This is a genomic window from Methylobacterium sp. 1973, assembly GCF_040545035.1.
GTDB lineage: Bacteria > Pseudomonadota > Alphaproteobacteria > Rhizobiales > Beijerinckiaceae > Methylobacterium > Methylobacterium fujisawaense.
In genome coordinates this window covers 194,099-217,292 of sequence record NZ_JBEPLA010000006.1, presented here as the reverse complement: position 1 = coordinate 217,292, position 23,194 = coordinate 194,099, and the positions used below count along the sequence as shown (strand labels likewise).

General features: G+C 70.7%; 27 protein-coding genes, 1 tRNA gene and 1 riboswitch. Of the genes, 12 read left to right on the top strand and 16 right to left on the bottom strand.

Going from position 1 to position 23,194, the window contains the following annotated elements:
- The first annotated feature begins 4 nt into the window (after positions 1-4).
- Both atpD and ABIC70_RS14095 read left to right on the top strand, forming a co-directional pair.
- Positions 5-1,459: a F0F1 ATP synthase subunit beta gene (gene atpD / locus ABIC70_RS14100; RefSeq protein ID WP_043383320.1), complete on the top strand. Its 1,455-nt coding sequence runs from the start codon at positions 5-7 to the stop codon at positions 1,457-1,459.
- 149 nt (positions 1,460-1,608) lie between these two features.
- A complete protein-coding gene (locus ABIC70_RS14095; RefSeq protein ID WP_043383318.1) occupies positions 1,609-2,010 on the top strand; it encodes a F0F1 ATP synthase subunit epsilon in 402 nt (133 codons plus the stop codon).
- Positions 2,011-2,017: 7 nt separating this feature from the next.
- Here the strand turns inward: ABIC70_RS14095 and ABIC70_RS14090 are convergent, their stop codons facing one another.
- The 7 genes from ABIC70_RS14090 to hrpB all read right to left on the bottom strand — a co-directional run bounded on the left by ABIC70_RS14090 (position 2,018) and on the right by hrpB (position 9,304).
- Entirely contained in the window at positions 2,018-3,256 is a 1,239-nt protein-coding gene (locus ABIC70_RS14090) for a CCA tRNA nucleotidyltransferase (protein ID WP_279899436.1), read from the bottom strand.
- Entirely contained in the window at positions 3,253-3,510 is a 258-nt protein-coding gene (locus tag ABIC70_RS14085; RefSeq protein ID WP_043755696.1) for a DUF6111 family protein, read from the bottom strand. Before ABIC70_RS14085 ends, ABIC70_RS14090 begins: the two co-directional genes overlap by 4 nt.
- A gap of 10 nt (positions 3,511-3,520) precedes the next feature.
- Positions 3,521-4,192 carry a CoA pyrophosphatase gene (locus ABIC70_RS14080; RefSeq protein ID WP_279899438.1) on the bottom strand — a complete coding sequence of 224 codons (672 nt, stop codon included), beginning with the start codon at positions 4,190-4,192 and terminating at the stop codon, positions 3,521-3,523.
- Positions 4,189-4,773, bottom strand: a complete 585-nt coding sequence (locus ABIC70_RS14075) for a DUF1285 domain-containing protein (protein WP_043383315.1) — start codon at positions 4,771-4,773, stop codon at positions 4,189-4,191. Before ABIC70_RS14075 ends, ABIC70_RS14080 begins: the two co-directional genes overlap by 4 nt.
- 294 nt (positions 4,774-5,067) lie before the next feature.
- On the bottom strand, positions 5,068-6,291 hold the full coding sequence (locus ABIC70_RS14070) for an SMP-30/gluconolactonase/LRE family protein (RefSeq protein WP_354439943.1): 1,224 nt from the start codon (positions 6,289-6,291) through the stop codon (positions 5,068-5,070).
- Positions 6,292-6,365: 74 nt separating this feature from the next.
- Entirely contained in the window at positions 6,366-6,791 is a 426-nt protein-coding gene (locus tag ABIC70_RS14065; RefSeq protein WP_179698227.1) for a PaaI family thioesterase, read from the bottom strand.
- Positions 6,792-6,838: 47 nt separating this feature from the next.
- Positions 6,839-9,304, bottom strand: a complete 2,466-nt coding sequence (gene hrpB / locus ABIC70_RS14060) for an ATP-dependent helicase HrpB (RefSeq protein WP_354439942.1) — start codon at positions 9,302-9,304, stop codon at positions 6,839-6,841.
- Positions 9,305-9,467: 163 nt separating this feature from the next.
- Here hrpB and ABIC70_RS14055 point away from each other — a divergent pair, with 163 nt between their 5' ends.
- From ABIC70_RS14055 to ABIC70_RS14040, 4 genes are all read left to right on the top strand, one after another.
- A complete protein-coding gene (locus ABIC70_RS14055; protein WP_051976090.1) occupies positions 9,468-10,103 on the top strand; it encodes a carboxymuconolactone decarboxylase family protein in 636 nt (211 codons plus the stop codon).
- Positions 10,104-10,253: 150 nt separating this feature from the next.
- Positions 10,254-10,487 carry a hypothetical protein gene (locus tag ABIC70_RS14050; RefSeq protein ID WP_043383304.1) on the top strand — a complete coding sequence of 78 codons (234 nt, stop codon included), beginning with the start codon at positions 10,254-10,256 and terminating at the stop codon, positions 10,485-10,487.
- A 106-nt stretch (positions 10,488-10,593) separates the two neighbouring features.
- The gene (locus ABIC70_RS14045) at positions 10,594-10,965 is read left to right on the top strand and encodes a hypothetical protein (RefSeq protein WP_043755691.1); all 372 of its coding nucleotides are present in this window, start codon (positions 10,594-10,596) and stop codon (positions 10,963-10,965) included.
- Positions 10,966-11,076: 111 nt separating this feature from the next.
- A complete protein-coding gene (locus ABIC70_RS14040; RefSeq protein WP_053610002.1) occupies positions 11,077-11,775 on the top strand; it encodes a YoaK family protein in 699 nt (232 codons plus the stop codon).
- On the opposite strand, the gene ABIC70_RS14035 is transcribed toward ABIC70_RS14040, so the two are convergent.
- The 5 genes from ABIC70_RS14035 to ABIC70_RS14015 all read right to left on the bottom strand — a co-directional run bounded on the left by ABIC70_RS14035 (position 11,765) and on the right by ABIC70_RS14015 (position 13,971).
- Positions 11,765-12,013, bottom strand: a complete 249-nt coding sequence (locus ABIC70_RS14035) for a hypothetical protein (RefSeq protein ID WP_043755687.1) — start codon at positions 12,011-12,013, stop codon at positions 11,765-11,767. The two genes, ABIC70_RS14040 and ABIC70_RS14035, sit on opposite strands and share 11 nt — an antisense overlap.
- Before the next feature lie 103 nt (positions 12,014-12,116).
- Positions 12,117-12,281, bottom strand: coding sequence for a hypothetical protein (locus ABIC70_RS14030; protein ID WP_170861835.1), 165 nt, complete (start codon positions 12,279-12,281; stop codon positions 12,117-12,119).
- Between the two features lie 106 nt (positions 12,282-12,387).
- Positions 12,388-12,474: transfer RNA gene (locus ABIC70_RS14025), tRNA-Leu, on the bottom strand.
- Positions 12,475-12,507: 33 nt separating this feature from the next.
- Entirely contained in the window at positions 12,508-13,701 is a 1,194-nt protein-coding gene (locus ABIC70_RS14020) for an FAD-dependent monooxygenase (protein ID WP_043383295.1), read from the bottom strand.
- A 12-nt stretch (positions 13,702-13,713) separates the two neighbouring features.
- Positions 13,714-13,971, bottom strand: coding sequence for a zinc-finger domain-containing protein (locus tag ABIC70_RS14015; RefSeq protein ID WP_043356067.1), 258 nt, complete (start codon positions 13,969-13,971; stop codon positions 13,714-13,716).
- Positions 13,972-14,170: 199 nt separating this feature from the next.
- Between ABIC70_RS14015 and map the strand changes: the two genes are divergently transcribed.
- From map to ABIC70_RS13985, 6 genes are all read left to right on the top strand, one after another.
- On the top strand, positions 14,171-14,998 hold the full coding sequence (map, locus tag ABIC70_RS14010; protein WP_043383292.1) for a type I methionyl aminopeptidase: 828 nt from the start codon (positions 14,171-14,173) through the stop codon (positions 14,996-14,998).
- 39 nt (positions 14,999-15,037) lie between these two features.
- A complete protein-coding gene (gene radC / locus ABIC70_RS14005) occupies positions 15,038-15,751 on the top strand; it encodes a RadC family protein (protein WP_502916022.1) in 714 nt (237 codons plus the stop codon).
- 96 nt (positions 15,752-15,847) lie between these two features.
- Positions 15,848-17,281 carry a circularly permuted type 2 ATP-grasp protein gene (locus ABIC70_RS14000; protein ID WP_043383289.1) on the top strand — a complete coding sequence of 478 codons (1,434 nt, stop codon included), beginning with the start codon at positions 15,848-15,850 and terminating at the stop codon, positions 17,279-17,281.
- A 65-nt stretch (positions 17,282-17,346) separates the two neighbouring features.
- Positions 17,347-18,294: an alpha-E domain-containing protein gene (locus tag ABIC70_RS13995; protein ID WP_043356057.1), complete on the top strand. Its 948-nt coding sequence runs from the start codon at positions 17,347-17,349 to the stop codon at positions 18,292-18,294.
- A 21-nt stretch (positions 18,295-18,315) separates the two neighbouring features.
- Positions 18,316-19,143: a transglutaminase family protein gene (locus ABIC70_RS13990; protein WP_043356055.1), complete on the top strand. Its 828-nt coding sequence runs from the start codon at positions 18,316-18,318 to the stop codon at positions 19,141-19,143.
- Between the two features lie 44 nt (positions 19,144-19,187).
- A complete protein-coding gene (locus ABIC70_RS13985) occupies positions 19,188-19,940 on the top strand; it encodes a proteasome-type protease (protein ID WP_075379622.1) in 753 nt (250 codons plus the stop codon).
- A 139-nt stretch (positions 19,941-20,079) separates the two neighbouring features.
- Here ABIC70_RS13985 and ABIC70_RS13980 read toward each other — a convergent pair whose 3' ends face one another.
- Genes ABIC70_RS13980 through thiO form a run of 4 tightly spaced genes read right to left on the bottom strand, consistent with a single transcriptional unit; the run spans position 20,080 to position 22,959 of the window.
- Positions 20,080-20,724 (bottom strand): thiamine phosphate synthase, encoded by a 645-nt coding sequence (locus ABIC70_RS13980; RefSeq protein WP_354439940.1) that lies wholly within the window; start codon positions 20,722-20,724, stop codon positions 20,080-20,082.
- The gene (locus tag ABIC70_RS13975; protein ID WP_043383279.1) at positions 20,721-21,524 is read right to left on the bottom strand and encodes a thiazole synthase; all 804 of its coding nucleotides are present in this window, start codon (positions 21,522-21,524) and stop codon (positions 20,721-20,723) included. Before ABIC70_RS13975 ends, ABIC70_RS13980 begins: the two co-directional genes overlap by 4 nt.
- Positions 21,525-21,526: 2 nt before the next feature.
- Positions 21,527-21,739 carry a sulfur carrier protein ThiS gene (gene thiS / locus ABIC70_RS13970; RefSeq protein WP_111474225.1) on the bottom strand — a complete coding sequence of 71 codons (213 nt, stop codon included), beginning with the start codon at positions 21,737-21,739 and terminating at the stop codon, positions 21,527-21,529.
- Positions 21,736-22,959, bottom strand: a complete 1,224-nt coding sequence (gene thiO, locus ABIC70_RS13965; RefSeq protein WP_354439939.1) for a glycine oxidase ThiO — start codon at positions 22,957-22,959, stop codon at positions 21,736-21,738. The genes thiS and thiO overlap by 4 nt, the downstream gene beginning before the upstream one ends.
- Positions 22,960-23,023: 64 nt before the next feature.
- A riboswitch (TPP riboswitch) is annotated at positions 23,024-23,152 on the bottom strand.
- Between the last annotated feature and the right edge of the window lie 42 nt (positions 23,153-23,194).

Sequence of the window (23,194 nt, the reverse complement as noted above, 5' to 3'; positions counted from 1 at the left end):
AACGATGGCGAACACCGCACTCCCCGGCGCCGGCTCCAACAAGGTCGGCAAGATCACCCAGGTTATCGGCCCCGTGGTCGACGTGCAGTTCGAGGGCCACCTGCCCGAGATCCTGAACGCCCTCGAGACCAAGAACAACGGCGCCCGCCTCGTCCTCGAGGTCGCCCAGCAGCTTGGCGAGCACACTGTCCGCTGCATCGCCATGGACACGTCCGAGGGCCTGACCCGCGGTCAGGAATGCACGGACACCGGCGAGCCGATCAAGGTTCCGGTGGGCATGAACACGCTCGGCCGCATCATGAACGTCATCGGCGAGCCGATCGACGAGGCCGGTCCGGTCCAGGCCGACACCTACCGCGCCATCCACCAGCCGGCCCCCTCCTATGCCGAGCAGTCGACCGAGGCGCAGATCCTCGTCACCGGCATCAAGGTGGTGGACCTGCTCGCCCCCTACGCGAAGGGCGGCAAGATCGGCCTGTTCGGCGGCGCCGGCGTCGGCAAGACCGTGCTGATCATGGAGCTGATCAACAACATCGCCAAGGTGCACTCGGGCTACTCGGTGTTCGCCGGCGTGGGTGAGCGCACCCGCGAGGGCAATGATCTCTATCACGAGATGATCGAGTCCAAGGTGAACGTGGACCCGAAGGAGCATGGCTCCGCCGAGGGCTCCAAGTGCGCCCTGGTCTATGGCCAGATGAACGAGTCGCCCGGCGCCCGGTCGCGCGTCGCCCTGACCGGCCTGACCATCGCCGAGCAGTTCCGCGACGACGGCCAGGACGTGCTGTTCTTCGTCGACAACATCTTCCGCTTCACGCAGGCGGGCTCCGAGGTGTCGGCGCTTCTCGGCCGCATCCCGTCGGCGGTGGGCTACCAGCCGACGCTGGCCACCGACATGGGCGCCCTGCAGGAGCGCATCACCACCACGACCAAGGGCTCGATCACCTCGGTGCAGGCCATCTACGTGCCGGCCGACGATCTGACCGACCCGGCGCCCGCCGCCTCGTTCGCCCACCTCGACGCCACGACCGTGCTGTCGCGCTCGATCGCCGAGAAGGGCATCTATCCGGCGGTGGACCCGCTGGACTCGACCTCGCGCATGCTGTCGCCGACCATCCTCGGCGAGGAGCACTATGACGTCGCCCGCCGGGTGCAGCAGACCCTGCAGCGCTACAAGGCCCTCCAGGACATCATCGCGATCCTGGGCATGGACGAGCTGTCCGAGGAGGACAAGCTGACCGTGGCCCGCGCCCGCAAGATCGAGCGCTTCTTCTCGCAGCCCTTCTCGGTGGCCGAGGTGTTCACCGGCTCGCCGGGCAAGCAGGTCGCCCTCGAGGACACCATCAAGGGCTTCAAGGGCCTTGTGAACGGCGACTACGACGACCTCCCGGAGGCGGCCTTCTACATGGTCGGAACCATCGAGGAGGCCCAGGAGAAGGCCAAGAAGATGAAGGCCGCGTAAGACGACGCCCTCCCCTCCCCCTCGCGGGGAGGGATCGGGGGTGGGGATGGTGCAGGCGAAGCCGCTGCGCTCCATCCTGAACCACCCCCACCTCCAACTCCTCCCTGCACGGGGAGGAGAGCTTGTTGCGGATCCGGGATCGTCCTGAGATGGCCACCTTCCACTTCGATTTCGTCGGCCCCGAGCGGACGCTGTATTCCGGCGAGGTAAGCGCCGTGCAGTTGCCCGGCGTCGAGGGCGAGATGACGGTGCTGCCGGGCCACGCGCCCGTGCTGACCTCCCTGCGGGTCGGCGTCATCGTGGTCACCGAGAGCCAGGGCAGCGGCAAGCGGATCTACGTTCGCGGCGGCTTCGCCGATATCGGCCCGACGGCCGTGACCGTGCTCGCCGAGCGTGCTGCGCCGATCGAGGAGCTGACGCACGAATCCCTCGACCGCGACATCGAGGCCATCGAGATGCAGCGTGACGCCACCGAGGACCTGCAGAAGCGCGAGGAGCTGAACGGCCAGATCGTCCAGCTCCAGGAGACCAAGGCGCTCCTGAAGCTCTGAGCCTCGTTCAGCGGGCGCCCTCCAGCGCCCGCGCCAGGAGGTCGGCCCGCGCCTCGGCATCCGTCGGGCAGCCCAACTCCAGCCAGACTTTCCGCGCCGTGGCCAGCCCACGCCCGATCGCGGGACCCGGCGCCACACCGGCCGCGACCAGATCCGCCCCCGCCAGGGGAAAGGCCGGCGACGCCCCCTCCCCCTTGAGGGTTTCAAAGGCGCTGATCGCCGTCTCCGTTACGGCAGGCCTCGGCTCCCCGGCCAGGATCGCCAGCACGTCTGCCAGCCGCGACAGGCCGTGCCCGGCCGCAAGCGCCCGCGCCGCGACCCCATCCAGCACAGCACGTCCGTGGAGATCGGCCAGCGCTTCCGCGTAGCCGATGAGCTGTCCGTGCTCGCTCTTCGAGAGACGCAGCCGTTCGCGCAGCCGATCCGCGTCGTGCCGAGCCCCGACCGAGAGGGCCGCGAGGCGCATCACCGGAGACAATCCCGCAGCGGCGGCGCGCTCCAGCCGCCCGAGTTCACCGACGCCGCCGGTGATCCGCTGCAGCAGGCCGGTCGCGCTCAGCGTCGCCACCATGGCCGGACCGCCGGAGGCCGCCAGCAGCTTCAGGAACTCCGCGCGCACGCGCTCGCGGGAGAGCCGATCCAGACTGTCCCGCGCGGCCACACAGGCGGCGAGCGCCGCCGCATCGGGCGCCCCGGCGCCGAAACGCGCCTGAAACCGGAAGAAGCGCAGGATCCGCAGGGCGTCCTCGCGAATGCGGGTCGCCGGATCGCCGATGAAGCGCACCCGTCCGGCTTCGAGATCGGGCAGGCCGCCCACCGGATCGTGCGGCGTTCCGTCGGCACCGAGCGAGAGCGCGTTGATCGTGAAGTCCCGGCGCTCGGCATCGCGGAGGAAGTCCGTGCCGAAGCGGACGACGGCGTACCGTCCGTCGGTCTCGACGTCCTCGCGCAGGGTTGTGACCTCGATGGGCCCGTCTACGGTCACCAGGGTGATCGTCCCGTGCTCGATCCCGGTCGGCACCGCCTTGAGGCCGCGCGTCCGCTGCGCCGCATGCATCACCGCCTCGGGCAGCAGGGTGGTCGCCATATCGATGTCGGCGGTCTGCACGCCGAGCAGCGCGTCGCGCACGCAGCCGCCGACCAGGCGGGTCTCGGCACCGGGGGCATCCAGGGCCGCGAGCACGCGGCGCACGCCCGGGCGGTCGAGCAGGGCCATGAGACCGGCTTGGTCGAGCGCGCGGTTCACCGGAATCCACCGGGCACGAGGCGGCCGTTCTCCATGTGGGTGGGTACGTAGCCCGCCGGGCGACGCTCGGAGAACAGCCCCTCGTAGACGAGCGTGCCGATCACCACCGCCAGCCCGGCCAGGACGAGGCGGAACAGGTGCGGGTCCCAGTGCACCCGGCGCAGAGGGTTGCGGCCGGACAGCAGCAGGTAGACCAGGAAGAGGGCGAAGGGGACGAGGAAGAGGCCAAACTCTTCGAGGACGCGGCGCAGCATGCCTGGCAGCCTATCGCGCCGGGCGACCGACGTCGCCCGACTCCGTTTCCGGATAGAGCCGTTCCCGGAGATTGTTCAGGATCCCGGCGGTGACACCCCAGATCAGCCGCTCGCCGTAGGTCAAGGCATAGAACCAGCGCTCGCGGCCCTGCCAGGCGCGGGAGCGCAGGCGATAGCGTTCCGGATCCATGACAATCGGGAATGGCACCTCGAAGACGTCGGCCACTTCGGCAGGGTTCGGCGTCAGGATTACCTCGGAATCGACCAAGCCGATCACCGGGGTCACGAGAAATCCGGTGCCCGAGAGGTACGGGTCGAGATAGCCGAGCAGGCGCACGGCCGCGGGCAGCAGCCCGATCTCCTCGAAGGCCTCCCGCAGGGCCGTATCCGCGGGGCCGGGATCGGTGGGATCGATCTTGCCCCCCGGCAGCGCGACCTGTCCGGAATGGTCGCGCAGGTTGGCCGCCCGCATGGTGAGGATGAGGCTCGGACCGTCCGCGCGGCGCACGACCGGGACGAGGACCGCGGCCCGGCGATGGGGCGGCGGCGGCATCACGGCCGTGCCATCCGGATCGAGGCTGTGGTCGCCGCGGGGATTGGAGGTCGGATCGTCCGGTCCCGGCGGATCCGGCGACAGGCCGGCCGCAGCGCGGGCGAGAAACTCGGCGAGCGGGTCGCTCACGCGGCGGCGACCGGTGCGATGGTGTGGAAGGTGCCGCCGGCCCACAGGCCGAGCCAGGGCCTCCCGTCGACGAGGCGTTCCTCGGCGAGATCCACAAGGTCGTAGGTGAGCGCCCGGGTCACGAGCGCCCACAGCCCGCGGCGGACATGGAGGTAGGGCTTCAGGGCCCCGTCCGGCCCCTCCTCGAAGCGCAGGGCGTGCTCCGCGTCGACGCTCACCAGATCGTCGACATTGGTACGGAAGGAGAGGCGCCGGTCCGCTCCCGTGCCGTCGACGGCCATCTCGACGGCCACGAAGGCCGCATCCTCGACGGTGATCCCGACGCTTTCCACCGGCGTGACCAGGACAGTCCGGCCATCCGGCTCGCGCCGCAGGATGCTGGCGAACAGCTTGACCAGCTTGTCCCGCCGGATCGGCGAACCGTTGTGGTGCCACGTTCCATCGGCGGCGATGCGGATGTCGATGGCGCCGCAATAGGGCGGATCCCAGCGTTCCACGGGCGGCAGGCCGCGCTTGGGAAGGTCCCCGAGGGCCGCGCTGAGGCGGCTCAAGGTCGGGTCGGGGGCGGGATCCACGCTCATACCCATGACAGATAGCGTGCCGGTGCGCCGTCAGCCATGGCCGGCCGAAGGATCCAGCCGGATCCGGTCCCGATCGCAGGGCCGCGCTATCGGCCCGACGCACGCATGCGCGAAGGCCGGCTCACCGATCCGCGCCCTCTTTCCTGAGGCCCCGGCGGGGATGCCTCGACGGAGGGCTTCTGGGATCACACGCGGGCTGTTCGTTCGAGGCCCACTGCCGCGGGCACCTCAGCGAGAGGGCGTGGGCGGTGGGTCGGCTGCCGCGGAGGAGCGCTGCGGGGAGCGACCGAATCCTCAGGCCGGCCCTGCACCCTGCGTGTTCACCGTCAGCGCGTAGAGCGACTGGCTGGCCGCCATGAACAGGCGGTTGCGCTTCGGGCCGCCGAAGGTGAGGTTCCCGCACACCTCCGGCAGGCGGATCCGTCCGATGAGCTTGCCCTTCGGCGACCAGACGGTGACGCCGTTGTAGCCTACGGCCCGGCCGGCATTGCTCGAGACCCAGAGATTGCCGTCGACATCGGCACGGAGGCCGTCGGGGCCGCATTTCACGCCATCCACGATGCAATCCGAGAACAGGCGCTTGTTCGAGAGTGCGGCCCCGCCTCCGACATCGAAGGCGTAGATCTCGCCCTTGCCGCCAGGCCCCGTATCCCCCGGCCCCTTCCCCGTGGAGCAGACGTAGAGCGTCCGGTGATCGGGCGAGAAGCACAAGCCGTTCGGATCGGGCACCTCATCGTCGGTGAGCACCCGGTCGATCCGCCCCGACGGGTCGATGCGGTAGACCGCGTTGGGCAGCACCCGCCGCCGGGGCGCTGTCCCGGCCGGCTGGCCGAGCCGCGGGTCGAGATGGCCCTGCGGATTGCTCGGGCCGCCCGCCGCGTCCGGCAGTCCCTCGTAGAGCAGCGCTCCGTAGGGCGGATCGGTGAACCAGTAGGCGCCGTCCGGATGCTGGACCACATCGTTGGGCGAGTTGAGCGGCTTGCCGTCGAACGCATCGGCCAGGATCGTCGCCGCCCCGTCGAGTTCGTAGCGCACGACCCGACCGGTGGCGTGCTCGCAGCTGATCTGCCGCCCCTGATGATCGAAGCTGTTGCCGTTCGCGTTGTTGCTCGGCATCCGGAAGACGGAGACGTGCCCGTCTTCCTCCAGCCAGCGCATCTGCCGGTTGTTGGGGATATCGCTCCAGACGAGGTAGCGGCCGACGGCGTTCCAGGCCGGCCCCTCCGCCCAGAGGGCGCCGGTCCAGAGCCGGCGGATGGCGCTGTTCGGCACGATGTAGGGTTCGAAGGCCGGGTCGACCGCGACGACGTCCGGATCGGTGAAGTAGGTGGTGGGGGCCGCGCCGGGCCGGAAGTCGCGCGGCGGATTGGTCACCGTGCTGGGCGGCTCAGGTTGCGCCGCCGCTCCGTCGGGCGTTGCGGCGAAGGCCGCCAACCCCGCGAGGATCGCGCGTCGGGAGGGTCGAGCCGGACCGCGCTTCGCCTCGACGCCGGATGTATCGGTCTGCGACGATCGCATGCGATCCTCCATTGCGCACCCGGTCGGAACGCCGCGACGCGCGGCGGCAAGCTAGGACAGGTGTCCTGAAATGGTCAATCCGGGCGGCGGCGCAGGATCTTCCACACGCCGTCCGCCGAGGCCAGGAGGCGCGTGTCGTCGCGGACGTCGCCACGCATGAACACGAGGGAGCCGGTGCGCTTGACCACCTGCGGCCGGATCTCGATCCAGTCGCCGAGGCGGCCGACATCGATGAACTTCATCTCCAGCTGGATCGTCACGCAATTGGCGCCGCCCGCGGCCTGCATCGCGGTCTCGCCCAGCGCGCGGTCGGCGAAGCTCATGAGCATGCCGCCATGGACCACGCCGATCAGGTTGGCGTGCTTCTGCTCGGCCCGAAACGCGTAGGCGCCGTCGGTGCCGCGGACATGAAGTGGACCGACATGGGCGATGAAGCCCTTGTCCTCCACCAGCGCCCAGCCGGCGGCTGCGGGGTCGAAAGCGGTCGTCTCCGTGGTCATCGCGTCCGATCCGTTGGTGTCGATGCGGAGGAAGGGCGTTGCGGCCGTCAGGTTCCGCGCGGCTTGGCCCGGCGCGTCGGCGCCTCGCTGAGCGGATCCTCCGGCCAGGGATGGCGCGGATAGCGGCCGCGCATCTCGGACCGCACCGCCGCCCAGGATCCGCGCCAGAATCCGGGCAGATCGCGGGTGATCTGGATCGGCCGCTGGGCCGGCGACAGCAGGTGCAGGACGAGCGGGCGTCCACCGGCGCGGGGATGCCGGTCGAGGCCGAAGAGCTCCTGGACCCGGACGGCCAGGGCCGGTTCCTCGGCCGTGTAATCCACCGGGATGCGCGAGCCGGTCGGGACCTCCACGTGGGTCGGCGCCTCCGCGTCCAGCCGGGCGCGCAGCGCCCAGGGCACCAGGCTCTGGAGGGCGCCGGCGAGATCGTCCGCGGTGACCGACGCGAGGGTGGCGCGCCCCACGAGGGACGGCGCCAGCCACGTCTCCGCGGTTCCGGCCAGCACCGCGTCCGACAGGTCCGGCCAGGTGTCGCCCTCGGCGGCGTGGAGGAAAATCACCCGGGCGCGCCATTGCGCCAGGGCCGGCGTCCACGGCAGTCGCTCGATCCCGAGATCGGCGATGCCCCGCGCCAGGATCTCGGCGCTCTCCGGATCGGACGGCACCGGCAGCGGCCGTGACCCGAGACTGACCGCGCCGAGTCGCCGGACCGCCCGCGCCCGCAGGGCGGCGGCCTGCGGGTCGAAGGCAATCTCGGTGCGCGACTCGATCCGGTCGGCGAAGAGGCGCTCGATCGCCTCGGCCCCGATCGCCGCCGCAGCCAGGATCCGGGCGCTCGCGGCCGATCCCGCCAGATCGGCGATCACCAGATAGGTTTCGCGGGCGAGCGGGCTCGCCGGGTCGAGGCGACCGGCCCGTCCGCTCGCCATCACGAACTCGCCGTCGCGGCCGCGCGCCCGGGCCACCCGGTCGGGATAGGCGAGCGCCAGGAGCGGGCCGGCGGCGACCGGGCCGGCATCCGGGAGCGCGGAATTGCCTGCCCCGGCGATCCGGGCCCAGCCGTCGGCGAGCCGGCGCATGTCGGCGGCGCGTCCGCCGCGGTCGCGGCGGAACCGCTCGACCCGCTCGTCGAGGTCGAGGCTGTCCCCCCCGAGGCCGCGCTCCACCAGCACAGCGGCGAGGTCGGCGGCGGCCCGTGCGTGGCCGTTTCCGGCCGCGACCGTCACCATACGGGCGAGCCGCGGCGGAAGCGGCAGGGCTCGCAGGCGCGCGCCGACCGGCGTCAGGCGCCCATCGGCATCGAGCGCCCCCAGTTCGGTCAGCAGGGCGCGGGCCTCCGTCAGGGCCGGCGCGGGGGGCGGGTCGAGGAAGGCGAGCGTGCCCGGATCGGTCACGCCCCAGGCGGCGCAGTCGAGGAGCAGCCCGGCGAGGTCGGCGGACAGGATCTCCGGCCGCGTGAACGGTTCGAGGGCGTTGGTGCCGGCCTCGGACCAGAGGCGCCAGCACAGGCCCGGCTCGGTGCGGCCGGCGCGGCCGCGGCGTTGGTCCACCGAGGCGCGGGAGGCACGGGCCGTGACAAGACGGGTCAGGCCCAGGCCCGGCTCGTAGACCGGAACCCGAGCCAGTCCCGAATCGACCACGATCCGGACGCCCTCGATGGTCAGCGAGGTCTCGGCGATACTGGTCGCGAGAACGACCTTCCGGGTTCCGGCGGCCGCCGGGGCGACGGCGCGGTCCTGCTCGGCGGGTGTCAGCGCCCCGTAGAGGGGCGCGAGCTGCACGTCCGGTCCGACCTTCTCGGCCAGCAGGTCGACGGTCCGGCGGATCTCCGCCTGTCCGGGCAGGAACACCAGGATCGAACCGGGATCCGCCCGCAGGGCCCGCAGCGTCACCTCGGCGATCGAATCCTCGATCCGCCGGTTCGGATCGCGCTCCGCGTATCGGGTCTCCACCGGAAAGGCGCGGCCCTCGGAGGCGACCACGGGCGCGTCGTCCAGCAGCCGCGCGACCCGGGCGCCGTCGAGGGTCGCCGACATGACGAGGATCCGCAGATCCTCCCGAAGGCCGGCCTGCGCGTCGAGCGCCAGCGCGAGGCCCAGGTCGGCGTCCAGGGAGCGCTCGTGGAACTCGTCGAACAGGACCGCGCCGATCCCGCAGAGTTCCGGATCGTCCAGGATCATGCGGGTGAAGACGCCCTCGGTGACGACCTCGATCCGCGTCCGCGCCGAGATCTTCGAGCCGAGGCGGACCCGAAGGCCGACGGTCCCGCCGACCGGCTCGCCGAGCGTCTGCGCCATGCGGGCGGCCGCTGCCCGGGCGGCGAGGCGGCGCGGCTCGAGCAGGATGATCCTGCGCCCGTCGAGCCAGGGCGCCCCCAGCAGGTCCAGGGGCACGCGGGTTGTCTTGCCGGCTCCGGGAGGGGCTACCAGGACGGCGGCATTCCGCGCGGCGAGCGCGCGACGCAGATCGGGGAGCGCCGCCTCGATCGGCAGCATGGATGCGGAGCCGGCCATCGCGGCCGCTGATGGCGCGGCGCGGCGTCGAGCGCAACCGGCTTGGCTGGTCCGTGACGCCGCGCGGGTTTCGACACGGTCTTCGCCATGCGGACCCTGGCATATGGACAGCGCTGCCGCGATCGTGCGGCCTGACGGCACAACACCCAGAATGAGAGAACCGATGAACCCCTTCCGCCGCGCGCTGACGCTCGCCGCCCTCTCCCTGGCCCTGCCGCTGGCGACGGCCGCCGCGCAGGCGCAGGACCGGCTGCCGACCATCCCGCCGAAGGACTACAGCCCTGAGCAGAAGCAGGCGGCCGAGGCCTTCGCGCAGGCCCGGGGCAAGCCGCCCTTCGGGCCGTTCGAGCCGCTCATGTATTCCCCGGAGGTGATGACGCTGGCCCGGTCGATGGGCGACTACCTGCGCTTCAAGCCGAAGATCGGCACCACGCTCTCGGAACTGGTGATCCTGATGACCGCCCGCCGCTGGACGCAGGATTATGAATGGTACGTCCACGCGCCGATCGCCGAGAAGGCCGGTATCGCCCCCGAGATCATCGCGGCGATCCGCGACGGCCGCCGGCCTGCGAAGATGAGCGACGACGAGACCATCGTCTACGACTTCACCGCGGAACTGCAGGACACCAAGCGCGTCTCCGACGCGACCTTCGCGCGGGCCGAGGCCCGGTTCGGCAAGCCCGGTGTCGTCGATCTGGCGGCGATCTCGGGCTACTACACGTTCCTGGCCATGGAGCTGAACGCGGCGCGCTATGCGATTCCCGCGGACGGCAAGCCCCTGCCGCGCCTGCCCGAGTGAGCCGGCTTATCCACAGCCCGTCAGCTGGGAAATCGGTGTTTTCCACAGGGTTCGGAGGGCGTTGCGCGAACGGCCGGGGCGACGTTGACGGAACGTTAACCCTTATGGCTTGTTCTCTTTTCGTTCCCGGACGCAACGAAGGAGAACCCGATGCTGACCCAGGTCCTGGCCCAGCGCGATGATCACGTGTGCCCCGTCGAGGCGATCAGCACCGCGTATCTCGGCTTCGCCGGCGGCGATGCCGGCATCGCCCTGCGTTGCGCGATCGCCGACGCTCTGTCCGACCTGATGGAGGCCGAGCGGCGCACCCGCGAGCGCAGCCGCCTGATCTCCCGCGGGTACATCCGGACCGCCCCGGATCCGGAGGGCGCGCCGACAAGCTGAACAGTTGCTGCAGGGCGGCTTCAGCTTCGGTGCAGCGCGGGTTTGGCACTGTCTCTCTCGTGATCCGGGACGCCGCAGGCGGTCCCCGGTTTTCTGGAGACAGGTCATGACACGCATCGCTCTGCTCTCGGCCGCCGCGCTGATCGGCGCGGGCTCCCTGGCCTCCACGACCGCCGAAGCCCGCGGCGGCGGCGCCATCGCGGCGGGCATCATCGGCGGCCTCGCGGCCGGCGCGCTGATCGGCGCCGCAACCCAGGCCCATGCGGCGCCCGGTTACGGCTATGGCTATGCCGATTACGGATACGCCCCCGCCCCGGTGGCGGTACGGCCGGCCCCGGTCTACCGCGTCTACGAGGAGGATGCGCCGGTCTACGCCACACGCCGGACCGTGACGTACGAGCGGGTTCCTGTCGGCTACGGCCCCGCCCGCCACTGGCACGGTGACTGGGATGGCGGCTACGGTTATCGCGGCTGGTGAGTTTTAGGGAGCCCAGGGGCGCTCCGGGTGCCGTGACGGCGCCCGGGCGCGTGGCTTAAGACGGCGGCGGCATCGGGCCGATTCGGCCTCCGACACTCAACCGACGCATCCATGCTGGTCCACGAAGGCGAGACGCGCAGCCCGGCGGCCGACAGGGCGCTCGCCCTGTCGCTTGCGGGGGTGGCCGGCGCGCTGAACACCGCCGGGTTCTACGCGGTCGGCCTCTACGCCTCGAACATGACCGGGAACGTCTCGGCGATCTCCGACCGCACAGGCACGGGCGATCTCGTCCTCGCCGCGCAGGCCTGCCTGCTCGTGGTCCTGTTCGTGCTCGGGGCAACGACCTCGACCTTGATGATCCGGCGCCGCCGCCGGAAGGCCGGTCCCGGCGCATATGCCTACAGCGTCTGCGCGGAGGCGCTCCTCCTCGTCGCCGTGGGCCTGCTCGTCCTGCCGCTTGCCGAGCCGGTCCGGAGCCACACCCTTGTCCTCGGCCTGAGCTTCATCCTGGGCCTGCAGAATGCGGCGGTGACCAAGATCTCCGAGGCGCGGGTGCGGACCACGCACGTGACCGGCATGATCACCGATATCGGGATCGAGCTCGCGCGTTGGCTGGACCGCGACGCATCCGCGTCCGATCGGCTGAAACCGCATGATCCGGTGCGGCTGCGGCTGTATCTGTTGACCGTCGGCGCCTTCCTGGGCGGCGGCTTGGTGGGTGTGGTCGCGTATCGGCTCGTCGGCGTGGCGCTGCTGTTCGCGGCGGCCGCGGTCCTGGCCTGCCTCGCCCTGCCCGCCCTCAGGCGCTGATATCGAGAAGCTGGCCCATCATGCGGTCGGCGGTGCGCGCGACCGCGGCATTGAGCGCGAAGGCCGATTTGGACCCGACCAGATCCGCGGCGGCACTCGTGAGATCCACCTGGGCGGCGGGCGGCAGAGCCGTGTCGCCGACCGGGGCACCGCTCGCCGCGATGGTCTCGGCCGCCTTCCCGAGCCGGTCGGTGGCCCGGGTCATGCCGGTCGTGGCGGTCTGAAGGGCGTCGATCATGTCGGAATCTCCCCGCGGGCGATCCTGGCAGGGAGACGACAAGAGCCGGTTTCGGTGATCGCTCAAATGCGACCGATCCCGGCCGACCCGCGCCGCAGGCGTCTCAACCCCGCGGCGCACACACGGTGACCGGGGAGGCCCCGCCATAGGGCCGCTCCGCTTCGGCGATCTGCTTCGCGGCGGCCTCGCAGGCCTGCTTGCTGTTGAACTCGACCGATCCGATCGCGGAGCCCGAGCCGGCCAGCATGATGATGAGCACGTAGACCACGCCATTCTCCTCCGGCGCCCCGGTCCGACGGGCGGTGCGCGGGCTGGGTTTCACGGGGCTGCGAACCGGTTGCGACCGCACGGACGGGCGCGTCGCGATGGCGGGGTGGTGCGGACGGCGGGACTCGAACCCGCACGGCCTTGCGGCCGCAAGATTTTAAGTCTCGTGCGTCTACCGGTTCCGCCACGTCCGCATGCGCCCTCGGTAGCGGGGGCGGCGGGCCCGATCAAGCGTGGGGCGTCCAGCCGTAGAGCCAGGCGTAGCGGTCGCGCATGCCGTCCGGGCCGAGCCGGGCGATCACGGCGTTGCGCACGAGCGCCACCACGCCGCCGGCATGATAGGTGCGGCCGTTGCTCCGTGCCGCCTTCTGGACGCGTCGCACCCGGGCGGTCCGCGCGCCCGAGAACGCGGCGAGCGCCGCCGGCACATCCGCATGGTCCGCGAGGGCACGCGTCAGGACTGCGGAATCCTCGATCGCCAGGGCCGCCCCCTGCGCGAGGTAGGGCAGGACCGGATGGGCCGCGTCGCCGATCAGCGCGACCCGGTCGCGAGCGAGCGGACGCGCCACGGCCCGGTCGGCGAGCGACCAGACCAGCCAGGAATCCGGAAGGCTCAGAAGGTCGCGCAGCGGCCCGGCACAGCCGCGCAGATGCCCGCGCAGGACGGCCGGCTCCCCGAGGCGGCCCCAGCCCTCGTCGCTCACCGCCTCGGGAACGACCGCCACGACGTTGAGGAACTGGCCGTCCCGCACCGGGTAATGCACCACGTGCCGGCCTCGGCCGAGCCAGAGACCGGTCGCGGCGCCGCGCAACTCCTCCGGTACCGCCTCCATGGGGATCAGCGCCCGCCACGCTGCGGCCTGGCCCGGGCGAAGCGGCGCCGTATCGAGATGGGCGCGCAGGCGCGACCGAATCCCGTCCGCACCGATCGCGAGGTCGAAGGCGACATCCTGGGCACCGCTCGCGCCCTCGACGGTGAGGGCGGCCTCGGACGGTGTCTGGGCGACGGCCGTCACGGTGCGGCCCATCATCAGTCGGATCGCCGAACGACTGCGAAGCGCGTCGAGGAGCAGGGTCTGCAGGTCTGCGCGGTGGATGACGTAGTAGGGCGCGCCGAAGCGCGCCTGCGCCTGCGCGCCGAGCGCCACGCTGCCGATGCGGCGGCCGCTGTCGAGGGCCCGGATCTCCACCGACGGCGGCTCGCTCGCCGCCCGGCGCAGGGCGGCCGAGAGACCGAGGCCGGCCAGAACCCGGCTCGCATTGGGCGAGATCTGAATCCCGGCCCCGACCTCGCTGAAGCCGGTCCGGCGCTCGATTACCGTCACGGCATGGCCGGCATCCGACAGCGCCAAAGCCGCCGTCAGCCCGCCGATCCCGGCACCGACGATCCCGATCCGCAGAGATGGCCTGTCAGAGGGCACGGGGGGCGGCGCCTACTCCGCCGCGAGCTTGGCGTCGTCCCGCCACACGCAGGCCTGCGGCTCCGCCTCGTCGGCCTTCAGGCCGGCCCGGTAGCGGTAGAGCGTCGAGCAGTACTGGCAGATGATCTCGTTGTCGGCGCCCATGTCGAGGAACACGTGCGGGTGGTCGAACGGCGGCAGCGCGCCGATGCACATGAACTCCTTCACGCCCACGGTGATCACCGGCACGCCCGGCTCGTTGTGGAAGTGCGGTACCGCCTTGCCTGCCATCCGGCCCTCGCCTGCCCCGTGAACGATCGCGCGGCGAATCTGCCCGCGCGCGCCCGGGCGCCTCGCGGCCGCTTATGCCGCCAGCCCCGCAGCCGGCGCAAGCCTCGCTCCTCCTGCATCGGACGCGGCTTGGCCTCCAGCGCGCCGCACCGTACATAGAGCGACGCCCGATTGACGACGCCGCGAAAAAGTCCCGACCATGCAGCAGGAACAGGCCAGTGCGCAGGGTGCGCGCCGCGCCCCGGAACCGCCGATTCACGGTCCCGAGGGCTTCGAGGGCATGCGCCGGGCCGGGCGCCTCACCGCCGAGGCCCTCGACCTGCTCATGGAGGCGACGCAGCCCGGCGTCACCACCGAGGAACTCGACAAGCTCGCCTACACCTTCGCCATGGATCACGGCGCCTATCCGGCCTCGCTGCTCTATCGCGGCTATCCGAAGTCGATCTGCACCTCGATCAACCACGTGGTCTGCCACGGAATCCCCAACGACAAGCCCCTGCGCGAGGGCGATATCGTCAACCTCGACATCTGCCTGATCCTCGACGGCTGGCACGGTGATTCGAGCCGCATGGCCTATGTCGGCGAGGTGCCGCGCAAGGCCCAGCGCCTGTGCGAGATCACCTACGAGGCGCTGATGCGCGGCGTCGCGGCGGTGAAGCCCGGCGGCTCGACCAACGACATCGGCCGGGCGATCCAATCCTTTGCCGAGAGCGAGCGGTGCTCGGTGGTGCGCGACTTCTGCGGACACGGGCTCGGACGCACCTATCACGACGCGCCCACGATCCTGCACTACGTCGAGGCGAGCTACGACGTGCCGTTCAAGCCCGGCCAGTTCTTCACGATCGAGCCGATGATCAATCTCGGGCGCCCCGCCGTGAAGGTGCTGGGCGACGGCTGGACCGCCGTGACCCGCGACCGTTCGCTCTCCGCCCAGTTCGAGCACACCGTCGGCGTCACCGAGACCGGCGTCGAGATCTTTACGATCTCGCCGAAGGGGCTGCACCAGCCCGTCAACCCGGCGGCCTGACCGGCCGTGGCGCCGGGGCCGGACGAGGGTGAGGCGGGGCTGTTCGCTGACAGTGCCGTCCCGTCGTCCGTGGAGAAGGAGCCGCCGCACTACCACGGCCACCGGGACCGCCTGCGGGAGAAGTTCGCGACGGTCGGCGGCGACGCGCTCCCCGATTACGAATTGCTGGAACTCGTCCTGTTCCGGGCGATCCCGCGGCGCGACGTGAAGCCGCTCGCCAAGGCGCTGGTCGCCCGGTTCGGCAGCTTCGCCGAGGTGGTCAGCGCCGAGCCGGCGCGGCTCCTGGAGGTGGAAGGGGTGAGCGCCGGGGTCGCCTCGGACCTCAAGGTGATCGAGGCGGCGGGCCGGCGGCTTGCCCGCGGTGCGATCCGCGAGCGCGCGCTTCTGGCATCGTGGAGCGCGCTGCATGAGTACCTGCGCGCCACCATGGCGTTCGCGCCGCGCGAGGAATTCCGCATCCTGTTCCTCGACAAGCGCAACCACCTCCTCGCGGACGAGGTGCAGGGGCGCGGCACCGTCGACCACACGCCGGTCTATCCCCGCGAGGTCGCCCGCCGGGCGCTGGAACTGTCGGCGACCGCGATCATCCTGGCCCACAATCATCCGTCCGGCGATCCGGCCCCGTCCGCCGCCGACGTGGCGATGACCCGCGAGATCGTGACCGTCCTGGCGCCGCTGAAGATCGTGGTGCACGATCACGTGATCCTCGGCCGCAACGGTCACGCTAGCCTGAAAGGCCTGAAGCTCATCTGATCCTCCGGCCGCCTTGAGCGTTATCGCCTGCGGATATAGCCATGAATGAATGGCGCGCCTCTTGCCTCAGAAGCGGGAGCGTACGGGAGGAGTGAGATGGCGGTGACGGCCTTCGACGAGATGAACGGGATCGGCGCGTCCGATCCGGCTGCCGTCCGTGACGCCTATGGCCAGCTCAAGGCCTGGCTGGAATCCACGCCACCCGAGCATTTCAACACCCGTCGCAGCCAGGCCGAGCTGCTCTTCCGACGGATCGGCATCACCTTCGCGGTCTACGGCGACAACGAGTCGACCGAGCGCCTGATCCCGTTCGATATCATTCCCCGGGTGATCACCAAGCCGGAATGGGCCTTCCTGGAGCGTGGGCTGAAGCAGCGGGTCACCGCCATCAACCTGTTCCTGAAGGATATCTACGGCGCCCAGGAGTGCATCAAGGCCGGCATCATCCCGGCCGATCTCGTCTACCGGAACGCCCATTACCGCATGGAGATGCGGTCCTTCCGGGTCCCCCACGACCTCTACGTCCACATCGCCGGTATCGACATCGTGCGGACCGGCGAGAACGACTTCTTCGTCTTGGAGGACAATGCCCGGATCCCGTCGGGCGTCTCCTACATGCTGGAGAACCGGGAGGTGATGCTGCGCCTGTTCCCGGACCTGTTCTCCAAGCACCGGGTCGCGCCGGTGGAGAACTACCCGGACTCCCTGCTCGCAACCCTGCGCAGCCTCGCGCCGGGCTCGACGACCCGGGACCCCACGGTCGTGCTGCTGACGCCCGGCCGGTACAATTCCGCGTTCTACGAACACTCGTTCCTGGCCGACAAGCTCGGCGTCGAGCTGGTGGAGGCATCCGACCTCTTCACCAAGGACGACGTGGTCTACATGCGCACCACCGAGGGGCCGCGGAAGGTCGATGTGATCTACCGCCGCCTCGACGACGATTTCCTCGACCCGCTGGTCTTCCGGCCCGATTCGGTGCTGGGCGTGCCCGGCCTGATGAACGCCTACGAGCGCGGCTCCGTCACCTTGGCGAACGCGGTCGGCACCGGCATCTCGGACGACAAGGCCGTCTACAGCTACATGCCGGAGATCGTGAAATTCTTCACCGGCGAGGAGCCGATCCTGCACAACGTGCCGACCTATCGCTGCCGCGAGAAGGACGCCTTCGCGTACGTCATGGACAACCTCTCCGAGTTGGTGGTCAAGGAAGTCAACGGTTCGGGCGGCTACGGCATGCTGGTCGGCCCGCACGCCAGCAAGCGCGAGCTGGACGACTTCGCCCGAAAGCTCAAGCACGCGCCCGACGGGTTCATCGCCCAGCCGACTCTCTCGCTCTCCACCTGCCCGACCTTCGTGGCCTCCGGCGTTGCGCCCCGTCACGTCGACCTGAGGCCTTTCGTGCTGTGCGGGGCGGACAAGATCCGGATCGTGCCGGGCGGTCTGACCCGGGTGGCGCTGAAGGAAGGGTCCCTGGTGGTCAATTCCAGCCAGGGCGGTGGCACGAAGGACACCTGGGTGCTCGACGCCTAAGGTCCGCGACGTCCGGACGTTCCGAGGCGCGGACACCGTGGTCCGCACGACTTGGCTGAAGACCGATGCTTTCCAGGACTGCCGACAATCTCTTCTGGCTCTCGCGCTACGTGGAGCGGGCCGACTTCGTCGCCCGCATCCTCGATGCGGCCCACCGTTTCGCCTCGCTGCCGACGAGCTACGGCGGCGGCGGGAGCAACGAGTGGGAATCCGCCCTCGCCTCGGCCGGCGACCCGGACGCGTTCAAGACGCACTACAGTGCGGTGAACGCCGACACGGTCTGCGATTTTCTGGCCTTCAGCCCGCACAACCCGTCCTCGATCCGCTCTTGCATCGAGGCGGCCCGCGAGAATGCCCGCTCGGTGCGCACGGCGCTCACCACCGAGATGTGGGACGCGATCAACGGCGCGTGGCTGGAGTTGCGCAACTACGCCGGCAAGGACCTCAACCGCGACGAGTTCGGCCGCTTCCTCGACTGGGTGAAGACCGTCTCGCTGACCTTCGATGGCTCGGCCTTCCGGACGATGCTGCGCAACGACGCCTTCTGGTTCACACGGCTCGGCACGGCGATCGAGCGGGCCGACAACACCGCCCGCATCCTCGACGTGAAGTACCAGATCCTGCTGCCGCACGACGAGACGGTGGGCGGCAGCCTCGACTACTTCCAGTGGACCACGATCCTGCGCGAAGTCTCGGCGTTCAATGCCTATCACTGGGTGTATCGCGAGAGCGTCAAGCCGCTGCTGGTGGCCGACCTGCTGATGCTCAACAAGCAGATGCCGCGCTCCTTCGCCAACTGCTACGGCGTGATCGTCGAGTATCTGGATCTCATCGCCGACGCCTACGGGCGCCGGGGCCCGAGCCAGCGGCTCGCCGGCAACATGCTGGCGAAACTGGAAGGCGAGGATATCAACCGAGTCTTCGCCTCAGGGCTGCACGAATTCGTCGAAGCGTTCATTGCCGAGAACAACAGGGTGGGCGAGGCGATCGCCAAGCAGTATCTGGTCGGCTGAACGAGACGGACAGGACAGCGCATGCGCATCCGCGTGGTTCACGAGACCATCTACACCTACGAGCAGCCGGCCCGCGGGCTCGTGCAGGTCCTGAGGCTGACGCCCCGGGATCATGACGGCCAATACGTCCGCACATGGCGGATCGACACCACCATCGACGGGCGGCTCACCGCCCGCGAGGACGGGTTCGGCAATGTCGTCCATTGGTTCACGCCGGACGAGCCGGCCGACGCCCTCACCATCCGCGTGACCGGCGAGGTCGATACCGATGACACGAACGGTGTCGTGCGCGGCACTGTGGAGCGCCTGCCTGATCAGTTCTTCCTGCGCGACACGGACCTGTGCGCAGCGAGCCCCGAGCTGCACGCCTTCGCGGAACGCGTCGCCGCGGAGGGCGACGGTGCGGTTCTGGCTCTCCTCCACAGGCTGATGGGCGCCGTCCGCGGCGCGGTGACCTACGAGCCCGGCCCCGCCTCCAGCGCGGTTCCAGCCGCCAAGGCCTTCGCGGCCGGGAGCGGCGTCTGCCAGGATCTCGCCCACGTCTTCCTCGCCGCCGCCCGCCACATCGGCATCCCGGCCCGCTACGTGGCCGGTTACCGGGCCCGGGACGACGGGCAGGCGGATGTCGAGGCGCCCCATGGCTGGGTCGAGGCCCTGGTGCCGGATCTCGGCTGGGTGGCGTTCGATCCGTGCTACGACGTCAGCCCCTCGGACAATTACATCCGCGTCGCAACGGGCCTGGACTATCTCGGCGCAGCCCCGATCCGCGGCAGCCGCACGGGGGGTGGCACTGAAACACTGGACGTGAAGCTCCGGGTCGAGCAAGGCAGGACCGCCGCCCAATCCTGATCGTTCAGACACCGGTCCGCCGGCCGTAGGAGAACCCGAAGACGATGACCTACTGCGTCGGTGTCCTGGTCGAGGAAGGGCTGGTGATGGTCGCCGACACCCGCACCAATGCGGGGCTCGACGATATCTCGACCTACCGAAAGCTGCACCATTTCAACGTGCCGGGCGAGCGGGTGATGATGCTCGCCTCGGCCGGTAATCTCTCGATCACCCAGTCTGTTCTCAGCATGCTTCAGGAGGGCGTGCCCGGCGAGGAGGACGACGAGCCGCCGCAGAAGCTCGTCGAGGCGCCGACCATGTTCCAGGCCGCGCAGCTGATCGGCCGGGCCATCCGACGGGTGCGGGCGATCGAGAAGGACGGGTTCGAGGCGGCCAGCATCCGGTTCTCGATCTCGCTGCTGTTCGGCGGCCAGATCGGGAATGGCGAGATGCGCCTGTACCTGATCTATTCGGCCGGCAATTTCATCGAGTGCAGCACCGATGCGCCCTTCCTTCAGATCGGCGAGCACAAGTACGGCAAGCCGATCCTCGACCGGGCGGTGAGATACACGACCGAGCTGTACGACGCCCTGAAGGTCAGCCTCGTCTCGATGGATTCGACCATGCGGTCGAATCTCGGCGTGGGGCTGCCGATCGACATCGCCTTGGTTCGTCGGAACGCACTGACGCTGGAAGTGAATCACCGGATCGAGGCTGGTGAGGGCTACTTCCACGACCTGCGCGAGCGCTGGTCGGCGGCGCTCCGGGCCGCGCATCGGGCCATCCCGCGGCCGCCTTACGGGCCGGCGGACAAATAGGGCTTGCGCGAGGATCCGATCCGGCGCCGTGTCCGCGCGGACTCGCGGTTGATATCGCCCCGCCCGTCGTCCCGAGCGGAGCAAAGGGCCCCGGGTCCGTGCCGGTCGCGAGGCCCGTGCGCCGACCAGGTTGCGCCCCTCACGCGGGGGCGCGATCGGCCGAGCTCCAGGCCTTCAGGACGGCCTGCGCGGCCTCGGCCGGCTCGCGCGCTCGCATCAGCCCACCCATGATGGCGACCGCCGCCGCCCCGGCGGCCCGGCATCCGCCGATTCGGTCCGCGTCGAGACCGCCGAGCGCCACGATCGGAAGCTCGCGATCGCAGGCCGCCGCGAGCCCCGCGAGGCCGAGCGCCGGGCCGTAGCCCGGCTTGCTGGCGGTCGCATAGATCGGGCTGAGGGTGGCGTAATCGGCGCCGGCCGACGCCGCCTGGGCAACCTCGTGCGCCGCATGGGCCGACACGCCGATCAGCGCCCGCTCTCCCAGCGCCGCCCGTGCCGCCGCGATGGCCTCCGGTCCCGAGCCGCCGCCGAGATGGACGCCGTCGGCCCCGAGGGCGCGCGCCAACGCGACGTCACCGCCGACCGTCAGGACGCCTTTCGCGGCCCGCACGCGCTCTGCCACGGCCTCGCCGAGGCGCCGACGGGCGTCCGTCTCCAGATCGCGATCCCGGAACCAGATCCAGCGCCCGCCGCCATCGAGGATCGCCTGCACCGTCTCGGCGAGCGGCCGTGGATGCCCGTGCCGGTCCGTCACCGCGAGCAGCGGCGACGGCAGCGCCCTCACGAGCCGACGAGGCCGAGCTGCGGGCTCGATGGCTCGGCCCGGCCGCGGCGGGGAATGCGCCCGGCGCAATACGCGTCGCGTCCGGCCTCCACCGCCCGGCCCATGGCGCGGGCCATGCGCACGGGATCGTCGGCCTTGGCCACCGCGGTGTTGATCAGGCAGGCGGCGGCGCCGAGTTCCATGGCGATCACCGCATCCGAGGCGGTGCCGATCCCGGCATCGACCACGACCGGCACCTTCGCCCGGCGGCAGATCAGTTCGAGATTGGCCGGGTTGGCGATGCCCATCCCGGACCCGATCAGTGAGCCCATGGGCATCACGGCGGCGCAGCCAATATCCTCCAGGCGCTGGCATACGATCGGGTCGTCGTTGCAGTAGGGCAGCACCACGAAGCCGTCATCGACGAGATGGCGGCAGGCCTCGATCAGCTCCATCACGTCCGGGTAGAGCGTCTCCCGGTCACCGATCACCTCGACCTTGATCCAGTTGGTATCGAGCGCCTCACGGGCGAGTTCGGCGGTCATGATCGCGTCGCGGGCCGTCTCGCAGCCGGCAGTATTCGGCAGGAAGCGCTTGCCCTTCAGGATCTTGACCGTGTCCGAGCCGTGGCCCTGCAGCGAGACCCTGCGGATCGAGGCGGTGACCACCTCGGCGCCGCTCGCCTGGACGGCGTCGCGCATGATCGCCTGCGTCGGATAGCCGGCGGTGCCGATGAACAGTCGCGACGACAGGCTCACGCCGGCGATGGTCAGGCTGTCATCCCCACCTTCGGGACGCAGCGGCGTATGGGTCTGATCCATGCTCAACCTCCCTGCATGGCGCGAACGATCTCGACGCGGTCGCCCTCCGCGATCCGGGTTTCCTCCCAGTCGCGGCGGCGCAGCACCCGGCCGTTCAGCGCGATGGCGACGCCCTGCGGGCTCTCGATGCCGCTCTCCGCGGCCTCGAGGCGGAACAGCGCGTCCACCGTCTCGGCCGCGCAGTCGCGCGGCTCACCGTTGACGACGAGCTTCATGCCGAGGCCCTCAGCGCGTCCGGCTGGCCGAAGCGCAGGCGGGTGAAGGGACGGGCGACCTCGGGCAGCGCGCCGTGCAACACCAGCGCGGCGATCGCCTCGGCGGTGACCGGGGCGAGCAGGTAGCCGTTGCGGTGATGCCCCGTGGCGGCGACGAGGCCCGGTGCGATGGTGTCGAGGATCGGCGCGTCGTCGTCCGAGGTCGGGCGGTAGCCGCTCCAGACGGCCTCGACTTCCATCTCCTCGATACCGGGCAGCACCCGGCGGGCGCCCTCCAGCAGCGCGTAGAGCCCGCCCGCGGTGACGCCGGGCCGGAAGCCGCAATCCTCCACGGTCGCGCCGACGATGAGCTGGCCGTCGCTTTTCGGCGCCATGTGGACCTGCTCGGTCCAGACCATCCGCGCGAGGGTGCCGGTGCGGGCGGTGGTGCGCAGCGCCAGGGACTGGCCCTTCAGCGGGCGGACCGGAAGGGCGAGCGCGTCGGGGAGCAGACCGCCCTCCCCGCTCCATGCGCCGGAGGCCAGGATGACGGTCTCCGCGGCGACGACGCGGTCGGCGGCGCGGATCCCGGTCACGCGGCCGCCCGACCAGTCGAGGGTGGTGACGGCGGTCCGCTCCACCAGGATCACGCCGGCCCGGCGACAAGCCTCGTTGAGGGCCTCCATGACCAGACGGGGATCGACCTGATGGTCCAGCGGGCAGTGGATCCCGGCGGTGACGGAGGGGCGCAGGCCGGGCTCCAGGCGCCGCACCTCGCTGCCCGGCAGCCAGGTGGCGTCGAGTCCCGAGCGGCGCTGCAGGTCGTAGCGGAAGCGCAGGCGTTCGACCTCGTCGCGGCCGACCGCCAGCACCAGGGTGCCGTCGGCCCGATAGTCGATGGTTCGGCCGGACTCGGCCTCAAGGGCGTCGCGGAAGCCGGGCCAGAGCCGGAGCGAGTCCAGGGCGAGCGGCAGAAGCGGGTCCGAGCCGGGCTCGTGCTCGGCGGCCGGAGCCAGCATGCCGGTGGCCGCGAGGCTCGCGCCCGCGCCGATCGTCTCCCGCTCCAGCACGGTCACCGTGCGGCCGGCCCGCGCGAGCCGCCACGCGATCGACAGACCGATCAGCCCGCCGCCGATGACGGCGACGTCGGTCCGCGCCGGCAGGACGGCGGGCGCGACGACGCTCTCGGGATTGCGGCGGCGGCCGATCGGTGAGGCAGGTCGGTCGAAGGGCACAGGCATCTCCGCGGATTGCCGTCGCGGGGAGCGGGCCGTGCGCTTCTGCCAGAAGCTGTGGCCTGCCTTTCGGGCGGCCGCGGTCCAATCCCTACGCCGGTATGAGCCGGATCAGGTTCGAAGGATTTCCGCGCCGCACGTCCTGAGGGACGTGCCAGCGGTTTCTCAGCCCCTTGCCGGGGATCTCCCTGGAACAGACGCAGATGTGGCGTCACGGCTTGTGTCGGTCAACCCCGCGCCG